Raw genomic sequence first — 18,252 nt, forward strand, 5'->3', positions numbered from 1 at the left:
AAAGGCGGCCTTGGAAGGGAAGGTTTATGAAGGGAATTGCCTTGCCGAAATGCCTCACCCACCGGGTCCTGCCCTGTCTGATCGCGGCCTTGGCCTGCTTAGGCCTCACCGCTTTCGATATGACGCCGGCGGCAGAGGCGGAGACGGTCAACCCGACCCTGACGGTGCAACTCAAGAGAGGACATTCAGGTCAAGGAGGTCAAAATGACATCCTGCCGAGTGCTCCTGTATCGGCTGGAGCAGGATATGTCTTTCGTGCCCTGAGGCTGGATGCCGGTACTCTAAAGAGCCGGGTAGAGGCACTAGACCATAATCCTGGCGCTGATAAGGCACAAGCGGCCATCAGCAACGAGGTGGCAGCCAACCCGGATGCTTTCAAGGACAAGACGCAACCTGCGGAATACTATGGTGTCTCCGATCAGGAAGGCACCATAACTAACGCATCAGAAGCGAAATCGCAAGGTGTTTGGCTTACAGGAGCACAGCTCGATTCAGATGCACCCAGCCTGACAGGCGGAAGTCCTGCTGTTTTCGACGGCGATTACTTCCATGCCTCGTACTGGCTAGTTACTCTGGTGGCCACACCCAAGAATGCAAAGGTAAAAGCCGACCCTGTGGTCGTGCAGTTGCCGCTTTACCGAGAACAGGGTGAAGTCCACCCGCTTTATGATGTGACCATCAGCCCCAAGCTTGTGGACGTGCCTCAGGTCGTGCCAGTAGTGCGACCAGGACCAGGCAAGCTTGCCGCTACCGGTGTATCCATGGTAGCGCCGGGCGTTCTGCTTATGATCTTGGCCATGATGGGCTTGTACTTGGCGATAGTCGCACGTTCCTGGAACAGGAATGAACGCTAGGTTTTCGCGTGCCCATGTCGGTGTTATGCCATCAAAAGGCATTGTAGGCATCTGTGAGGATGCGTAAGGACCGGCGGTATCATATAGGTGCCGCCGGTCCTTGTATGTCAAAAGCTATCAACTGGACTATTTGAAGTGCAGCACGAGGAAGGCTATAGATGGACCAGAATACTGACTCCGCTACTATGAGCCCAGTTCATGCCATCGGCAACGGTGATGTTGCCTATGAGTCCATTCCGACTGAATCGTCCTCGTCTGACGAGCATGCTGAGCAAGTGAACATGCCGCCTACCTATGCTCCTAGTTCCGATCTGCCGCCTTCCTATCCGCCTTCGGCAACCCCTAAGGATCGCGGAGCTTCGAAATCGGATGATGCAGATGCTATTGCAGCTCCTGTGTCTGTCCCAGGTCAAGCTACAACGTCGGCTCCAATAATTGTCGTTTCAGGCAATCATGCTCAGGACGCAGGCCAACAAGGCGACGTTGGTCAGGCAGCTGCGACTGCATCCAAACAGGCCAAGAACGCTGGCAAGGCTGGCAAGTCAGGGCGGGGGTTCGGCCTTCTGGAGACCTTGGCCTTCCTGATTGGTCTGGCAATCTTCCTCTATCCGCTGTTGGCGGCCTATGTAAACTATTCCAAGGATTCCTCAGCAGTCGACAACTACGATCAAATCGTGGATGCACTCTCGCCCGCGCAGCGCAGAGCCATGTGGCGTGATGCCAAGAAATACGACGAGGAATTAGGCAAGCCGACGCTGAGGGACCCCTTCAAGTACAAGGAAGTCAAGGAACCACTGGGTCGCTACTACAAAATCCTCAATGTAGACGGCAAAGGCATGATGGCCTATGTGGAGATCCCCAAGATCAATGTCAAGCTGCCCGTGCGGCACGGCACCAGTGATGCGGTGCTCAAGGACGGCACGGGACACATCGCTACCACTCACGTGCCTACAGATAACCGAACTATCCACTCCGTTATCACTGGACACACCGGCGAAGTCGGCTACATGTTGTTCGATAACCTGACGCAGCTGCGCAAGGGGGACGTCTTCCAGATACGAGTGCTCAAGCGGCATATGAGCTACAAGGTGGACCAGATTAAGATCATCTTGCCTACCGATGTCAGCGCACTGCAGCCTATCCAGAATTCCAACTATGTGACCCTGCTGACCTGCTATCCCTATGGCGTCAATTCCCACCGGCTGATCGTGCGTGGGCATTATATCGGCGACGACGTGCCTCCCACCCAACCTGAAGGGGCGCCCATTTATATGGTCTGGGTACTTCTGGCCCTGTTCCTGGCCTGCCTGGTGGGTTGGTATCTGCTTTCACGTCGCCGGCGCAACTGCCGTCATGAGCTGGAGCAGATGGAGCATCTGGAATCTCGAGCGACGGGACCGGGGGGCATGGGGGAGCCGCTGGCCACGATCATGGTCAGCCATGAGCAGGAGACCCGTTCAGAAGCCACCCGTCGTCGCCGGCTGATCAAAACCCGACGAATCTGCAGCGCCTTCATGTGGCTGTTGGCTGTGCTCGGCCTGTTCTTCGCCTGGGGCACGGTCGGCATGATGATGAAGATCAGCCTGCTGCCCGTATTCGACCTTGGCTACCACTGGTTCGATACCCACGTGCTGTACTTCTTCAGCATCAGCAAAATATAAGCCGGTGCATGAGCGGGCAGGTTTGACCACATAGGTCTGTTCCGTTGTAACCGGGCTTTTGCCTGGCTCTAAAATGGAGCGAGCACGGCCCGGCAGACGGCTGGGCTACATCCTGGGAAGGTGTGGACCATGACAGCAGTTCCTGACATCCAATTGTCTGACGGCAATCGCATTCCGCAGGTGGGTCTGGGCGTGCTCAGGATCGACGATGATCAAACCGCTGGAGTAGTTCGCTCTGCCTTGGAACTGGGCTATCGCCACATCGATACAGCAGCGGGCTACCGCAACGAAGGAGGCGTCGGTCGTGGCCTTAAAGCCTTCGGCTACCAGAGCGGACCTGAGCGTGCCAACCTGTGGCTGACCACCAAGCTGCGTGATTCTGAACAAGGTTATGACAGTGCCCTGCGGGCCTTCGACCGCCAGCTGGCTCTGTTGGGCACCGACTATGTCGACATGTATATGATCCATTGGCCCACGCCGTTTGATTGGCGGGCCGACCAGGTTTGGCGTGCATTCCATCGGCTGCGCGATGAGGGGCGGGTGCGGACCCTGGGGGTCTGCAACTTCCTGCCAGAGCATCTGGAGAGGTTACACAGGGAGACGGGGGAGTACCCTGCCGTGGATCAGATCGAGCTGCACCCCAGCTGGCAGCAGCGCACGGTAACGGCCTTCTGCAAGGAGCATGGCATCGCCGTCCAAGCATACTCGCCATTGGCACGTGGCGCAGATCTGACAGCCGGAGGCGGAAGGCTGGAGCAAATCGCCCAGGCCCACGGGGTCACGCCGGCCCAGGTGGTGCTGCGCTGGCACATCGAGAACGGGACCATCATCATCCCCAAATCTGTTCACCGGGAAAGGCAGGCGGAGAACCTGGATCTGTTCGGCTTCAGCCTGACCCCTGAGGAGCATGCCGCCATCGATGCCATGGACTCCCCGGTGCGTGCAGGACACGACCCGATGACCTACGCCTACGCTTGACCGCTATGATGGATGATTCATGCAAGCAGTCGACATAGGAGGTATCGGCGGCAGATGAGCGGCCCGAGACGCAGAAGATATCGGTATCGAGGACGCAGCCGGTACGGTTCGGCATGGAGGAATCCCGCACCGGCCCGCTTCCGTCGCGAATCGCTCACGGAACGGGTGCTGATCCTTCTGGTGGTAGCTGTGGTCCTGGGCATCACCATCGGTCTGATATTGCCAAGGGTCAATGGTGGAGTCGGACGGCTGACCGGCCGATATACGGCAACCGGCGATGCGGCCCAGACCCTGCAGAGTCTGACAGTGGACGATCATTCCCGCCCTGGCCGCCAGTACCGGCGTGAGTCCTTCGGCTTCAAGGAGACCGATGAGGACGGCAACGGCTGCAATGTGCGCGAGGATGTGTTGACCCGCGACCTGACTGACCTGCGCACCACTACTCCCGGCGGGTGCAAGGTGGCCAGCGGTCGTCTGCAGGATCCCTATACCGGGCGAACCATCGAATTCGTCAGAGGGCCGAAAACCAGCTCGGCCGTGCAGATCGACCACGTGGTCGCTCTGGAGAATGCCTGGCGGTCAGGAGCCAGCAAGTGGGACACGGCCCGCCGCTATCGGTTTGGCAACGACCCCTACAATCTGCTTGCTGTGGACGGCCCGGCCAACCAGGCCAAGGGGAGCGCCTCGGCCGACTACTGGCTGCCCGAGAACAAGGACTATCAGTGCTCGTATGTGGCCCGTCAGATAGGAGTCAAGGACAAGTACTCCCTGAGTGTCACCAGCTCGGAAAAACAGGTCATGCTGGCCGTTCTGCACACCTGTCCGGGCCAGCCCCTCCCGCAGGATCGCTGATCGCTGGCCTTGGCTGACAGACGGAATTGATTGCCATGTAAGGGTCTATTCGCGTAGGTGCTTGATAGCCTGACTTTCTGCACTGAACTGGACCTCTTAAGGTGTGATAGCATTGTTGCAGTTTGATACACAGTTGTATCAACAGCATAGATTTCGATTTGATCAGGGTCTATGACCGCAACAATCAGCAACAGAGAGGTTGACTATGAATGAGAATATCGGCTCGGATATACCCGGAACCGGAAACCGTATTCGGGATCATACGCTGGCAAAGCACAGATTGACCATTCTGTTTGTCGCCCTAGCGATGATTGTGGGCTTGTCCTTTGGAGCGCCAAAGGCGGTTGCCGCTCAGGGAGCAGGGCAAAAGTCCGATTCTGCAGGCGGAAGCGGGCTGATCGTCAATGACCGTTTTTGGAATGACGTCGATGGTAATCCAATGTATATGCAGGGCGGAGGGATTTTCGATTTCCCGGATCCTGCTACGGGGAAGGTTTCTCATTTTTGGTATGGTGTTCACTTTTCCCAGGCCGAAACTTATCGCCAGGACCCAACCCATGCGCTCACTGGCAATGATTTCATCTCTGTGGATGTCTACAAATCCGCGAATCTGACCGATTGGCAGTATCAAGGCGTGGCGTTGGACAAGGCGCAGGCTGATGCATTCTCCAGTGACTTTGGTGGCCGTCGTGCGGGTTGGGTATGCAGAATGGGAGTTGCTTATGTCCCCGAGTTGCACACTTATGCCATGCTTATCCAGCATGAAATGCCAACGGATGCAACGGGTCGCAATTTCGACAAAAAGGTGATGATCGCTACAGCCGATTCGCCTGCTGGACCGTTCAAAGCCCAGAGGCGTATTGACATGCGCGATTACGGGCTGGGCACCAGCAATACCGGTGATCAGAGTGTCTTCCAGGATGAGGACGGCACAGGTTATCTGATTTATTCCTATGGCCGTGGCCGTGGCAGTGTCTGGGCGGCCAGAATAGGGGCCAAGGGGGGTAAGGTGGATTTGCTTGAACCTACCAAGCTCTACCAGGGCTTCGGGCGTGAAGGCAATGCGCTTTTCAAGTATGCTGGCCGGTATTATCTGGCTGGTTCCGATCTATTCGGGTGGGATGCATCCCGAATTCATTTTCAGGTAGCAGATCATCTGTTTGGTCCCTATCAGCCCGTCAATCAGACGGTGATCATGGATGGCAGCCGAGCGGATTTCGGCCACATCACTCAGACCGGTTTTTACTACACCTTGCACGGCAGCCGAGCAGAGACCGTCATTCACTGCGGCGATCGATGGGCTGACTTTGCGGGTAATGGGCTTGGATACAACCAGTGGAATCCGCTGAGTTTTGATGATTCCGGCACGCCTCGCTTCAATTCCATGAGTCGGTGGAAGCTAGATGCCGATACCGGCCTTTGGTCGGTTGACGATGCCAATGACTATGTGCTCAATGGTTCCTTCGAAGCGGACAGGGTTTCGGTGGGTGAACAGGGGTATCGGGACAAGGACGGCAACGTGATTGCCGATATCGCCGGATGGCGGCGGGTCAATCCAGATGCCGTGAACAATGTAGCCGATGCCTATGGGCGAGTGGGCGACTATGATCTGCGATTCGCCCCTGGACGATCCCGGAGCGCCTCCATTGTCCAGGATTTGGATGAACCAGGGCATGTTCCCCTGCACGCCGGCCGTTTCCTTTTGAAACTCTCCTATGCGAACCCCAAAGGCATGGATCAGGCCAGGATAGCGATTGAATCCGGCGGGAAGACCTCGGAGATTAACCTGGCTGCCTCTACCGGCACAGACTGGAAGCAAGCCTCCTTGCTGGTCGATCTGCCCGGCGGGCAGACCAAGATCACTATTGATGCCTCCGGCAGTTCAGGCCAGACCCTGCATGTTGATGACGTGTCCCTGACAGGTGTGCCTGAAAAGGGAAATGAGACCAATGACCTGGTCGATCATGACGGAAATGGTACGCCGGCAGGCCCTGGAGGGTCCGCGTCCGGTTCTGTGGAGCCAGACAAATCCCTGCCTGTCCGTCCTGTCGCTGGCAGCGGCGGTCTATCCCCCACTCTGGCTGCAACAGGCAGCGCTATCGGCCGCGCTCCAACTCTCGTAGCGAGCTGCCTGGCGGCGGGCATTCCGTTCATGGTCGTGGCCGTCTACGGTCGGCGGCGTCTCATTGAACAGAATTGACAATTCAAAGCTACGGCTTATACTGAATAACACGTTGGTACACAGTTGTATCAACCGTTGGAAGGAGTAGGGCGTCAAAACCTTATCAAGGACGTGGTTTTTACAATTATCGAAAGGTTCATCATGAATTCTGCAAGGAAAATCCTGACCATGGGCGTCACCATGGTCGCCTTGGCCTCGTTCGCTGCCTGTGGAAGCAGTGGGTCTGGATCAACATCGAAGCCAGCGGACACCAGCAAGGCCTCGGGGCGCATAGTCTTTTGGGGCTGGGGCAATGGTATCAAGGAGACCATTGCTGCTTTTGAAAAGGCCAACCCCGGCATCACTGTGAAGTACAACAACACGGGCACTGCCGGTGACACGCAGGTGGCCTTGTCCAATGCAGTCGCTGCAGGCAAGGGCATCCCTGATGTCACCATGCTGGAGGATCCTACCGTCCAGCAGTTTGCGATTGAAGATAACTTGGAAAACCTGTCGGATTACGGGGCTGACAAGTTTGCTGACGACTTCACCCCAGGGCCTTGGAACAAGGTCCAGTACGACGGCAAGCCCTATGCTCTGCCCATTGATGCCGGTCCCGAGGTTTTCTTCTACAACAAGGCGGTCTTCGACAAGGCTGGTATTCCCGAGCCCCCAAAGACCTGGGATGAGTACTACCAGGATGCCAAGAAGATCCGAGCTGTGGGTTCCTACATCACCAACAACGCCGGCGACAAGAACGCCTATCAGCCATTCACCGCACAGGCCTGGCAGGCTGGGGCCCACCCATGGAAGGTCGATGGTGACAAGATCACCATCAACATGACCAAGGATGCCGGCATGAAGCGGTATATCGACTTTCAGCAGAAGCTGATCGACGAAGACCTGCTCGATACCAAGACCGCCAACTGGTCCGATGACTGGAACAGGGCGCTTAACGATGGATCGGTGGCCTCGCTGACCATCGGTGCCTGGATGCCCACCAATTTGGAGTCCGGCGCACCCGACCAGAAGGGCAACTGGAGGGTCGCGCCTCTGCCTCAGTGGAAAGAGGGAGACAGCGTGTCCGCAGAGGACGGCGGTTCGGCTCTTGTTGTGCCCAAGAAAGCCAAGAACAAGGCGGCCGCCTGGAAGTTCGCAGAATACCTGACGCACGGCAAGGGAGCTCAGGTCATGGCCGACCAGGGCAGCTTCCCCTCGCTGAAACGCATCCTGAGCTCTACTGAATTCACCAGCAAGAAGAACGAGTACTTCGGAGGCCAGGAAGTCAACAAGGTTCTGACCGAGGCAGCCAACCTCAAGGTCTCCAAGTTCCAGTATCTGCCCTACAACCCCTTCGCCCAGTCGACCTATGGAGATTCCATCGGCAAGGCCTACATGAAGCAGACCACACTGGAGAAGGCTTTTGAGGACTATCAGCAGAAGCTGGTGGATCATGGCAATCAGCAGGGGTACCAGGTCAATAAGTGAGTGATTGCGGAGGCGGCTGACCATGGCCGTCTCCGGGCAGCGACAGGAAAGAAGGAGAGGCATCATGAGTGAAGTCGAAGGTTCGACTGTGCGGGTTCCGGCCCCCGCGCGGGCTCAAGGCCCTGGCGGAACCAGCGAGAGTCGCACTGGGGAGCGGCCTCACAGGCCCGACTGGCGTGGATGGAAGTTCATGGGACCCTTTGTCCTGGTCTTCGTATTCGTTTTCGTCCTGCCGGTGCTCTATGCCATCTACCTGAGTCTGTATGAGAAGCGCATGATCGGAGGGAACGTCTTTGTGGGTCTGGCCAATTACGCCAGGCTGATCAAGGACGGGCAGTTCTGGTCATCAGTTGGCCGTGTGGCGCTCTTCACTGTGGTTCAGGTGCCGATCATGCTCCTTCTGGCGGCATTGATGGCGCTGGCCCTGGACTCGCTCAAGCTGCACGGCACGCGCTTCTTCAGAATCACCACCTTCTTGCCCTATGCGGTGCCTGCTGTGGTGGCGGCTCTGATGTGGGGGTTCATCTACGGCACCAAGTACGGAATGGTGGGTTCCTTGAATCAATGGCTGGGCACGCATATCGATGTTCTGCAGCCCAGCGTGCTTCTGGCCGCCATCGGCAACATCAATACCTGGGAGTTCACGGGCTACAACATGCTGATTTTCTATTCCTCGCTGTCGACTGTGCCGCACTCGCTCTATGAGGCAGCGGCCATCGACGGGGCCTCGGAGTGGCAGATCGTGCGCAGCATCAAGGTTCCTGAACTCAAGAGCTCCTTGGTCATCACGGTCATCTTCAGCATCATCGGCAGTTTCCAGCTCTTCAATGAGCCCTCGGTGTTGCAGACCATGGTTCCAGGCAATGCGATCACCACCTATTACACCCCCAATATGTATGCCTACAACCTGAGCTTCATGGGCGGTCAGAGCAATTACGCGGCGGCCCTGGCCATCGTCATGGCCATCATTACCATGGTCGCTGCCTACGCCGTCCAGCTCAGGGGAATGAAGGAGCAGATGCAATGAGCACGGTTGATTCGAGGACTGTCGACGGGGCCAAGGCTGAGCGTATGCGTGCTCGGCGCGTCGCACGTGATGAGCGCGCGGAACGTCGAAGGGCAGCTCGAACAGGATTCTCCAATCCGGACAATCCGCGGCGCAGCTGGCTGTTGACCCTGGTTGCGGGAATCTTCGCGCTCTATTGCCTGTTTCCCCTGATCTGGCTGGTCATCAATGCCACAAAGACCCAGTCGGACTTCATTGGCACCTTCGGCTTGGCCTTTGGGCACAAGTTCGCCCTCTGGGACAACCTGCGCGAAGTGTTCACCTATGAGGGCGGGATCTTCGGGCGCTGGCTGCTCAACACCCTGCTTTACGTGGTTGTGGGAGCCGGTGGCGCCACCTTGCTGGCAGTACTGGGTGGATATGCCCTGGCCAAGTTCCGCTTTCCTGGCCGTCGCCTGGTCTTCGCAGTAGTCATCGGAGCCATCAGCGTGCCGGGCATCGCTCTGGCTGTGCCTCAGTTCCTGCTCTTCGCCAAGATCGGACTGACCGATACGCCTTGGGCCATGATCATCCCCAGTCTGATCTCGCCCTTCGGCCTGTACCTGATGTGGATCTTTTCCGACCAGGCAGTGCCTACTGAGCTGCTGGAGGCAGCCCGAGTCGACGGGGCTGGGGAGTTCCGTACTTTCTGGCAGGTCAGCCTGCCTCTGCTGGCCCCCGGCATCGTAACCACGGCGCTTTTCACTATTGTGGCCACTTGGAACAATTACTTCCTGCCCTTGATCATGCTCAAGGATTCCAATTGGTATCCGCTGACAATCGGGCTCAACAATTGGAAGGATCAGGCATCGACAGCTGGTGCCCATGCCATTCAGAACCTGGTGGTGACGGGCAGCCTGGTCACCATCATTCCCATCATCGTCGCCTTCCTGCTGCTGCAGAAATACTGGCAATCCGGCTTGGCTGCTGGTGCTGTCAAGGAATAGCAGAAACACGCAGACGGGATTAGGCATGAGCAAAACGGACCATCATGACCGTCGGCAGCCCCAACCATATAGACCTTACCGATGGCCGAAGGAGCCCAACGGTCATTCGGGAGGAATCTGGTTCGGCGGGGATTACAACCCGGACCAATGGCCAGAGCAGGTATGGACCGAAGATGTTGCGCTGATGAAACGGGCCGGCGTCACCATGGTGACACTGGGCATTTTCTCGTGGGCACGTCTGGAGCCCAGTGACGGAGTCTGGGATTTCGGATGGCTGGATCGGGTGGTGACCTTGCTAGGAGAAGCCGGTATCGCCGTGGACATGGCTTCGGCTACGGCTACGGCCCCATACTGGCTTTACCAGGCACATCCTGAGGTGTTGCCCGTGGAGGCGGATGGAACCCTGGTCCATCCGGGGGCTCGACAATCCTGGAGGCCCACCTCGCCTGTTTTTCGACGCTATGCCCTTCGCCTTTGCAGGGTCATGGGAGAGCACTTCCGCGACAATCCGACTGTGGTTGCCTGGCATGTAGGCAATGAATATGGATGGAACAACGCTGCTGACTACTCGCAGGATGCCTTAAAGGCCTTCCAAGGCTGGTGTCGCCGGCGCTATGGCAGCATCGAGGAGCTGAACCGGGCCTGGGGCAACGATTTCTGGTCCCAGCGTCTGCAGAACTTCGATCAGGTTCCCCTGCCTGAACATGCTGGCGTGCGTGATGCCTTCATCAATCCGGCGCTGCGTCTGGATTTCCGTAGATTCTGCTCAGATGCGCTGATGGATTTTTTCTGTGCAGAACGTGATCAGCTGCAGGAGCTCACCCCTGATAAACCGCTGACTACCAACTTCATGGTCTCGACAGACCAATGCGTCCTTGATTATGAGCGTTGGTCCCGCCAGGTCGATTTCGTGGCAAACGACCACTATTTCGCCCATGGACCTGGACACCTGGATGAGCTGCTCTGCTCGGATTCACTGGTGGATGCCTATGCCCAAGGTCATCCTTGGTGCCTGATGGAGCATTCCACATCAGCCGTCAACTGGCGCAATTTCAACGCCTCCAAGCGTCAAGGCGAACTGATCCGGGACGCTCTGGCCCACGTAGCTATGGGGGCGGATGCAATCAACTTCTTCCAATGGCGGCAGTCCGCCTTCGGTGCAGAGGCCTTCCACTCGGCCATGATCCCCCACGCAGGGCCGGATTCGGCGATTTATGCACAGGTTGCCGATTTGGGAGGCATTTTGCGCGGACTTTCCCGGAGCGGACTGGCCGGGACCCAATTGGAACCCTCGTCCATTGCCCTGCTTTTTGATGCCGACTGCCAGTGGTCTATGGCTGATTCGACTCTGCCCGATTGTTCTGTAGATCATTGGCAGCAGGTTTATACCTGGTATCAGGCTCTGCTTGATGCCGGATACAGGGCGGACGTAATGCCACTGAGAGGGCAATGGGAGCGCTATGACGTGGTGGTGTTGCCGGCTCTGATTCTGCTGGATCAGGAGCAAGCCGACCGTCTGCGCGATTATGTGAGCAGGGGTGGCCGGCTGGTGGTGGACTTCGCCAGTGGCATTATGGACGACCATATGCATGTTGGCTTGGGCGGATATCCTGCGGTTTTGCGTGATTTGACAGGTATCGCTTCCCAGGAGATGATCGCCTTGGGCACGAGTGACCAAGGCGGTGGATCCATCCTGGTATCAGAGGGCATTGAGGGCAATATATGGGTCAACGAGCCCTTGAGCATAGAGGATTCGGTAAGGGTGCTGGCTCGTTACCAAGGACGTCGTTCCTATGACCTCGACATGGCTGGGAAGCCTGCGGTGACCATCCATGGTTACGGTCAGGGCAGCGTTCTCTATCTGGGGACGGGCTTCACCAAGGAATCGCTGGTCTCGGTGATCAATCGGATTGTTCCTCCTGATTTCCTCACTGGCGCAGCAGGGGCAGGGTTGCACAACGGACGTGACGGCGACCCGCGGTTGGTGCACCTGATCAGATCCGGGCCACAGGGCCGTTATCATTTCTATTTCAACCGGGGGTCGACAGTTGTCAGAGATGTGTCCACCATGGGTGAGGCTTTAGTGGTTCAACGAGCAGCCCGGTGCAGTGGGGGTGGTTTATCCGGCAATCGGTACACTATAGGAGTGCATGGTGTGGTGGTCACCCGTCAGTAGATGTGATCGCCATAGTGCCTTGGAGGTTGTCGCATTCTAGGGGGTGTCTATGGCTACGGATGAAGGACGTCCAGGTAAACGGATCACCCTGCGCGAGGTGGCCAGCAAGGCGGGTGTCTCGCTGAAGACCGCATCCAACGTGATCAACGGCAATGGTCGTATGTCCAATGCGACCCGTGCGCGAGTGCAGCAGGTGATCGACGAATCGGGATACAAGGTCAATGCTGCGGCCCGTAATTTGCATCGGAACAAAACCGGTATCATTACGCTGGCTGTGCCTTCGCTGACACCTCCCTATCTGGCCGAATTGGCTAATAGGGTCATCGACAGCGCTCGCCTGCGGGACTATGCAGTGTATGTCAGCACCTATGCCGAGGGGTCTGCCAAGGGAGCGCATGAGATTCTGGCCTCCTTTAACAGCACTATCAGCGACGGCATAATCCTGTCCATGTCGGAGCTTGAGCGGTTCGCCGTGGACGATCTGGATGTGCGCTACCCCCTGGTGTGCGTAGGCGCGCGGACTACCCATGGGGTGGCGGATCATGTCATGGTCGATGATGCCGAGGCAGCTCGGATGGCCGCAGAGTATCTATTTGATCGGTCGGTGCGTTCACTGGCGGTCATCGGCCTGCATGCGCCGCTTGACCAGAATCAATTGGAGGCTGCAATCGAAGGCAATGCCGAGTTAAGGATGAAAGGCGTGCTTAAGGCGGTCCATGCCAGGGGACTGCAGCTGGATGATCGGCTTCTGGGGGTTACCGGTTATGACTGGACCTTGGGCAGTGGGTACCTGACCATGCAGAGGATATTAGAGACAGGGGTGCCCTTCGATGGGGTGGTTGCTCTCAATGATCAGCTGGCTATCGGCGCACTCTCGGCTCTGACTGCTTACGGCAGAGCCGTACCCGACCAGGTTCAGATTATCGGGTTTGACAATATCGAAGAGTCGGCTTATCTGCAGACTCCGCTTACTACCATGGATTCCTGCTTGGGATGGATCTCGCGAACCTGTGTCGACCGCGTCCTGGGACGTATCGGAGGCAGAGCTACGGCTCCCCAGGATCTTGTCATAGGATCGCAGGTCATAGCCCGCAAAACAACTCGGTGATCAGTCCTGGGCCTTGGATTCGGCGGGGGAGGCAGTGACGGCAGGTGTGTCGGTGTGGATGATGTGCATGTGGCGCAAAAGCATGCGGGTCATCTGACGGCCGGAGCCGGCGCCGTTTCCGCGAACGCCGAAGTAGACCAGCAGGACCATGCCCAGGCAGATCAGTGCCGAGATGCGCAGGGCCCACTGCACGCCAAAGATGTTGGCTGCGATCTGCGTGGAGTGACCGCCGCCCATGGCGTTGTGGCGCAGGGTGGTGATGGTCTCCATGAGGATGACCAGGATGGGTGCGCCGACAGCGCCGGCGATCTGCCGGGCCGTGTTGGTGACGGCCGAACCGGCTGAAACGTCCTTGGGAGCCAGGTTGTTCAGGGACCAGGTGGTCAAGGGCATCAGAGTGAAGCCCATGCCGATCTGGCGGATGAACTGGCAGATGGAGACCAGACCGATCCAGGTATTGGCGCCGATCAGGCTCATGGCGATAGTGCCCAGTAGCAGGACCGAGCAGCCTGTCATAGCCACGGGCCGTGCGCCCCAGCGGTCCAGCAGCCGCCCGCCGAAGAACTGGGCGATAGCGGTGCCGATGGCTCCAGGCAGCATGACCAGGCCGCTCATGGTGGCTGAGAAGCCACGATCCGTCTGGATGTACATGGGCAGGATGACGGTGACCGAGCTGAAGGCGAAGAAGGACATGGAGGCGATGATGGTGCCCACGGTGAAGTTCTTGATCCGCAGCACATGCAGGTCCAGCAGGGGCTTGTCGTGGTGGAGCTGGCGCAGAACGAACCAGATGATTCCAATCAGGCCGACCAGCATGAAGGGCCAGGTCATGAAGGAGGTGATGGGGAAGTTCTCGATGTTGGTGAAGCCGAACATAAGGCCGCCGAATCCGAAGATGGACAGAGCCACCGAGAAGAAGTCCGCCTTGACGCTGGTGTCGCGCTGGCCGAAGTTGCGCAGGCCGAAGATGGACAGGAGCAGCGCCACGGCCCCGCAGATGCTCAGTGTCAGGAAGATGGAACGCCAGCCGTTGGCGTCGGTCTGCCAGCCGCCCAGGGTTGGGCCGATGGCCGGGGCCACGCTCATGGCCAGTCCCACAGTGCCCATGGCCATGCCGCGCTTGGACAACGGATAGATGGAGAAGACGGTGATCTGCAGAACGGGCCACATGGTTCCCGTGCCTATGGCTTCCAGGATGCGGCCCAGCAGGACCAGGGCGAAGGTCTGCGACTGCCAGCTCAACAGGGATCCCAGGGTGAAGACGGCCATGGAGGTGATGACGATCTGCCTGGTGGAGAAGCGTTTGGTCAGAAAACCGGTCAACGGCACCATGACGCCCATGACCAGCTGGAATACCGAGGTCAGCCACTGGCCGGTGGTCAGGGTGATGTGGAACTCGTCCACAATGGTGGGCAGGGCCGAAGCCAGCTGCAGCTGGGTGAAGTTGCCCAGGAAGGTGATGACGGTCAGGATGGCCAGCGACAGGAAGGCCTCATGGGTGAGCTTTCCGTTGACGAAGGCTCCATCCTTGCTGAGGGTCCGCCCTTGCTTGGCGAGCTCCTGCTTCCTCATGCACCACCACTTCCTTTGGGTTAGTCCTCACTGCGCATACCGCTCCCTGCGGTGCCGTCCTAGAAAGCAAATCAGGGCATACCGATACCGGTGACACTAAGAAAAGAACAAGAGAGCTAAGCGTCTGACAATGAACTTATGATATACCAGTCTGCGGATTGCGATTGGGTTTTTCCACATGGCTGACGCGGATGTCGCGACCTTTTTCGGCGGTCAGCGTTTCCAGTATGCTGTGTGAGGCGAGCTTCGGTAATGTGAGTACGGGAGGATCCGACACGGGCTGATGAGGACGGACGTTTGAAATGCAACGGCGGTCGAGGTAGGTAGCATGCATGCACATGGTCATGGTCGTGGCAGAGTCCCGGCCCTCCTCATGTCCCTGGCAATGATGATTCCCTTGGCGGCCTGCGGTGACAACGTCCCTGCCGCAAGCAGCGGATCAGGCAATACTGCAGATCAAGCCCTCTTCCAAGGCGAGTTCGCCGGATCTGGTGCATCCTCCCAGCAGAGTGCTGACGAGGCATGGATAGCCGGCTTCCGCAAGCAGCATCCGGGGGCGCGCATCTCCTATGATCCGGCAGGCTCCGGTGCTGGTGTCAACGCCTTCCTGTCAGGTTCGACCATCTGGGCCGGCACCGATGCGCCGTTGACCGCCGATCAGCTTGAGCACTCGCGTCAGGTCTGCGGTTCCGGTACGGCCATTGACCTGCCCGTTTACGCCACTCCAATCGCCGTAGCCTACAATCTTCCTGACCTGTGGCCCAAGGGCTCAGGCGGCCATCTGCGGATGGACCCGGCTCTGATCGCCATGATCTTCTCCGGAAAGGTCACCAATTGGCGGGATCCGCGCATCGCAGCCCTCAACCCGGGGGCTAACCTGCCCGACTTGGACATCACGGTGATTCATCGTTCGGACAAGTCCGGCACCACGAAAAGCTTCCTGTCCTACCTGCACGACACAGCCGGGTCTGCTTGGCCTTATCCAGCGGGCGAGAATTGGCCCAACGACCTGGGGCAGGGTGCCAAGGGCACTGCCGGCGTGGTCATGACCATGAACCAGGCGGAGGGCACCTTTGGCTATGCGGACGCGGCCCAGACCACCGGGCTGGGCACGGTGGCCGTCCAAGTGGGGAAGACCTGGCAGCCGCCTACAGCCAAGACCACAGCCAACCTGCTTGATCTGGCCCAGCGGGATCCCCAGGCCAGCCAGCCCGGACGGGTGGTCCTGGCTGTGGATCATCGCACCAGCCGGGAGCATACCTATCCCATCGTCCTGGTCTCCTACGATGTGGTCTGCACCGCCTATCGACATGATCCGGACGGATCCAAGGCCCGGTTCGCCAAGGCTTGGCTGACCTATCTGCTGAGCGAGCAGGGCCAGCGCATGGCTGCGGCCAATGCGGGCAGCGCCGAGCTGGGGCAGGGGCTGCGCAGCCAGGCCATGGCCTCGGTGAAGACCATCGGGGGGAAGGCATGAGCGAGAAACCGGACGAGACCGCAACCCTGCACCAGGCCAAACGGGTGGATCGAATCTTCAAGGCCTGCGCCATCGGGGCGGGCGTTCTGATCCTGCTGGCTCTGGCTGCGGTCACCCTCTTTCTGATCCTGCGGGCCTTTCCGGCCTTCACCGGGGACCCGGATTCCCGCACCCAGGCCATACGCTCCCTGAGCGGTGGACGGGCAAGCAGCTTTCTGGGCTATGTGGGCCCGCTGGTCTTCGGCACCATTCTGATTGCCGGCCTGGCCCTGCTCTTGGCCTTCCCAGTCTCCCTGGGCATCGCCCTTTTCATCGGCTACTACGCCCCCGCCCGCCTGTCTACGCTGCTCAGCACGGTGATCGACCTGCTGGCCGCTGTGCCCTCGGTGATCTACGGGCTCTGGGGGGCTCTGGTCCTGGTTCCCAATATCACCGGCTTCTGGCGTTGGTTGTCCGTTCATTTGGGATGGATTCCGCTTTTTTCCGGACCCGTTGCAGCCCCGGCCCGGTCCGTGGCCACCGTGGCCCTGGTGTTGGCGGTCATGATCCTGCCCATCATCACCTCGGTCACCCGGGACATTCTGATCCAGGCTCCCCGACTGCAGCAGGAAGCTGCCTTGGCCCTGGGCGCCACCAAGTGGGAGATGATCCGGCTCGCAGTGCTGCCCTTCGGTCGCTCGGGCATCATTTCTGCTTCCATGCTGGGGCTGGGACGCGCCTTGGGCGAGACCATGGCGGTGCTGATGATCCTTTCGCCAGGTTTCAGCTACTCTCTTCGGCTGCTGCAGGCTTCCACCAGCCAGACCATCGCCGCCAACATCGCCGCCCAGTTCCCTGAGGCGGACTCCCAGGGCGTGGCCCTCCTGGTGGCCACCGGTCTGGTCCTCTTCATCATCACCTTTATCGTCAATTATCTGGCGCGCAGGATCACAGCAAAGGCGGGTGCATGATGGCAAGCCGAACTGATCGCGGTCCAGTTATCGATTTTGACCGCTTCAGGCCAACCAGGTCCTCCATCCGGGCGCGCAAGCGCAAGGACCGGCTGATGACCGTCCTGATCGGGGTCTCCTTCCTGGTGGCCCTGATTCCGCTGGTTTCGGTGCTCTGGGTCAGCCTGTCCAAGGGGGTGCGACGGCTGACACCGGACTTTCTCACCCACAACATGAGCGGTGTGGTAGGGGGCAACCCCACGCCGACCGGAGGCTATGGCGGCATCCTGCACGCGGTAATCGGGACCCTGGAGATCACCTTTGGCTCCATGGTCATCTCCATTCCAGTGGGTGTCATGTGCGCGGTCTACCTGGTCGAGTACGCCCACGGAGGCCGCCTGGCCAAGGCCATCAGTCTCATGGTGGACGTGATGAGTGGGATTCCCTCCATCGTGGCCGGCCTCTTCGCCTTCTCCATGTTCGCCTTGGTGGTCGGACCGGGCACAGTCAACGGCCTGGCTGGTTCGGTGGCCCTCTCCCTGCTCATGCTGCCCACGGTGGTCAAGACCTCCGAGGACATGCTGGCCGTGGTACCCAATGACCTGCGTGAGGCGGCCTATGCTCTGGGGGTGACCAAGCAACGGACCATCACCAGCATTGTTCTGCGCACGGCCCTGCCTGGCATCGTCTCGGGCACCATTCTGGCTGTGGCGCGGGTCATCGGTGAGACAGCGCCGCTGCTGATCGCTTCGGGCTTCATCGCTACCACCAACCCCAACCTCTTCTCCGGGAGGATGACCACCCTGCCGGTCTTCGTCTACAACGAGTATTCCCAGGGGCTGGCCGTCTGTGGACCGGGCGCCGACCCGGGATGTCTGACCGATATCCACATGCAGCGGGCTTGGGCTGCGGCCCTGGTGCTGATCCTTATCGTCCTGTTGCTCAACCTGCTGGGGCGGCTGGTCTCGCGCATCTTTGCTGTTGGGCGGACCCGTTGAGCGCCG

The 18,252-nt window shown here is 58.9% G+C and carries 14 protein-coding genes; 13 read left to right on the top strand and 1 reads right to left on the bottom strand.

Translation table 11 applies throughout. The features are described from left to right. Positions 1-26 precede the first annotated feature (26 nt). From AC0AII_RS05450 to AC0AII_RS05495, 10 genes are all read left to right on the top strand, one after another. Entirely contained in the window at positions 27-854 is an 828-nt protein-coding gene (locus tag AC0AII_RS05450) for a hypothetical protein (protein WP_490446396.1), read from the top strand. A gap of 158 nt (positions 855-1,012) precedes the next feature. Then, positions 1,013-2,515 carry a class C sortase gene (locus AC0AII_RS05455; protein WP_490446397.1) on the top strand — a complete coding sequence of 501 codons (1,503 nt, stop codon included), beginning with the start codon at positions 1,013-1,015 and terminating at the stop codon, positions 2,513-2,515. Positions 2,516-2,644: 129 nt separating this feature from the next. Next, positions 2,645-3,493 (top strand): aldo/keto reductase, encoded by an 849-nt coding sequence (locus AC0AII_RS05460; protein WP_490446398.1) that lies wholly within the window; start codon positions 2,645-2,647, stop codon positions 3,491-3,493. A 54-nt stretch (positions 3,494-3,547) separates the two neighbouring features. Then, a complete protein-coding gene (locus AC0AII_RS05465) occupies positions 3,548-4,345 on the top strand; it encodes an HNH endonuclease family protein (protein WP_313841553.1) in 798 nt (265 codons plus the stop codon). A 205-nt stretch (positions 4,346-4,550) separates the two neighbouring features. Further along, a complete protein-coding gene (locus AC0AII_RS05470; RefSeq protein ID WP_490446399.1) occupies positions 4,551-6,545 on the top strand; it encodes a family 43 glycosylhydrolase in 1,995 nt (664 codons plus the stop codon). A gap of 123 nt (positions 6,546-6,668) precedes the next feature. After that, entirely contained in the window at positions 6,669-7,994 is a 1,326-nt protein-coding gene (locus tag AC0AII_RS05475; protein ID WP_463316530.1) for an ABC transporter substrate-binding protein, read from the top strand. Between the two features lie 64 nt (positions 7,995-8,058). Further along, positions 8,059-9,021: a carbohydrate ABC transporter permease gene (locus tag AC0AII_RS05480; protein WP_156147894.1), complete on the top strand. Its 963-nt coding sequence runs from the start codon at positions 8,059-8,061 to the stop codon at positions 9,019-9,021. Continuing rightward, positions 9,018-9,986 carry a carbohydrate ABC transporter permease gene (locus AC0AII_RS05485; RefSeq protein ID WP_045923981.1) on the top strand — a complete coding sequence of 323 codons (969 nt, stop codon included), beginning with the start codon at positions 9,018-9,020 and terminating at the stop codon, positions 9,984-9,986. The genes AC0AII_RS05480 and AC0AII_RS05485 overlap by 4 nt, the downstream gene beginning before the upstream one ends. 25 nt (positions 9,987-10,011) lie before the next feature. Beyond that, on the top strand, positions 10,012-12,162 hold the full coding sequence (locus AC0AII_RS05490) for a beta-galactosidase (RefSeq protein WP_490446400.1): 2,151 nt from the start codon (positions 10,012-10,014) through the stop codon (positions 12,160-12,162). 49 nt (positions 12,163-12,211) lie between these two features. After that, the gene (locus AC0AII_RS05495; protein WP_490446401.1) at positions 12,212-13,270 is read left to right on the top strand and encodes a LacI family DNA-binding transcriptional regulator; all 1,059 of its coding nucleotides are present in this window, start codon (positions 12,212-12,214) and stop codon (positions 13,268-13,270) included. Here the strand turns inward: AC0AII_RS05495 and AC0AII_RS05500 are convergent, their stop codons facing one another. Further along, entirely contained in the window at positions 13,271-14,842 is a 1,572-nt protein-coding gene (locus AC0AII_RS05500) for an MDR family MFS transporter (protein ID WP_144085360.1), read from the bottom strand. It abuts the gene before it with no gap. A gap of 328 nt (positions 14,843-15,170) precedes the next feature. On the opposite strand from AC0AII_RS05500, the gene AC0AII_RS05505 reads away from it, so the two are divergent. The 3 genes from AC0AII_RS05505 to pstA are packed head-to-tail and all read left to right on the top strand — an operon-like array spanning position 15,171 to position 18,246. Continuing rightward, positions 15,171-16,319 (top strand): phosphate ABC transporter substrate-binding protein PstS, encoded by a 1,149-nt coding sequence (locus AC0AII_RS05505; RefSeq protein WP_490446402.1) that lies wholly within the window; start codon positions 15,171-15,173, stop codon positions 16,317-16,319. Then, a complete protein-coding gene (pstC, locus tag AC0AII_RS05510; RefSeq protein WP_490446403.1) occupies positions 16,316-17,269 on the top strand; it encodes a phosphate ABC transporter permease subunit PstC in 954 nt (317 codons plus the stop codon). The genes AC0AII_RS05505 and pstC overlap by 4 nt, the downstream gene beginning before the upstream one ends. After that, positions 17,266-18,246, top strand: coding sequence for a phosphate ABC transporter permease PstA (gene pstA / locus AC0AII_RS05515; protein WP_490446404.1), 981 nt, complete (start codon positions 17,266-17,268; stop codon positions 18,244-18,246). The genes pstC and pstA overlap by 4 nt, the downstream gene beginning before the upstream one ends. The last annotated feature ends 6 nt before the right edge of the window (positions 18,247-18,252 follow it).

The sequence above is a fragment of the Bifidobacterium sp. VU/mBH4 (B4) genome (assembly GCF_058199535.1).

Bases quoted from the DNA above. Each gene is read 5' to 3' on its own strand.
- AC0AII_RS05450 (WP_490446396.1), top strand. From the start codon at position 27: ATGAAGGGAATTGCCTTGCCGAAATGCCTCACCCACCGGGTCCTGCCC.
- AC0AII_RS05455 (WP_490446397.1), top strand. From the start codon at position 1,013: ATGGACCAGAATACTGACTCCGCTACTATGAGCCCAGTTCATGCCATC.
- AC0AII_RS05460 (WP_490446398.1), top strand. From the start codon at position 2,645: ATGACAGCAGTTCCTGACATCCAATTGTCTGACGGCAATCGCATTCCG.
- AC0AII_RS05465 (WP_313841553.1), top strand. From the start codon at position 3,548: ATGAGCGGCCCGAGACGCAGAAGATATCGGTATCGAGGACGCAGCCGG.
- AC0AII_RS05470 (WP_490446399.1), top strand. From the start codon at position 4,551: ATGAATGAGAATATCGGCTCGGATATACCCGGAACCGGAAACCGTATT.
- AC0AII_RS05475 (WP_463316530.1), top strand. From the start codon at position 6,669: ATGAATTCTGCAAGGAAAATCCTGACCATGGGCGTCACCATGGTCGCC.
- AC0AII_RS05480 (WP_156147894.1), top strand. From the start codon at position 8,059: ATGAGTGAAGTCGAAGGTTCGACTGTGCGGGTTCCGGCCCCCGCGCGG.
- AC0AII_RS05485 (WP_045923981.1), top strand. From the start codon at position 9,018: ATGAGCACGGTTGATTCGAGGACTGTCGACGGGGCCAAGGCTGAGCGT.
- AC0AII_RS05490 (WP_490446400.1), top strand. From the start codon at position 10,012: ATGAGCAAAACGGACCATCATGACCGTCGGCAGCCCCAACCATATAGA.
- AC0AII_RS05495 (WP_490446401.1), top strand. From the start codon at position 12,212: ATGGCTACGGATGAAGGACGTCCAGGTAAACGGATCACCCTGCGCGAG.
- AC0AII_RS05500 (WP_144085360.1), bottom strand. From the start codon at position 14,842: ATGAGGAAGCAGGAGCTCGCCAAGCAAGGGCGGACCCTCAGCAAGGAT.
- AC0AII_RS05505 (WP_490446402.1), top strand. From the start codon at position 15,171: ATGCATGCACATGGTCATGGTCGTGGCAGAGTCCCGGCCCTCCTCATG.
- pstC (WP_490446403.1), top strand. From the start codon at position 16,316: ATGAGCGAGAAACCGGACGAGACCGCAACCCTGCACCAGGCCAAACGG.
- pstA (WP_490446404.1), top strand. From the start codon at position 17,266: ATGATGGCAAGCCGAACTGATCGCGGTCCAGTTATCGATTTTGACCGC.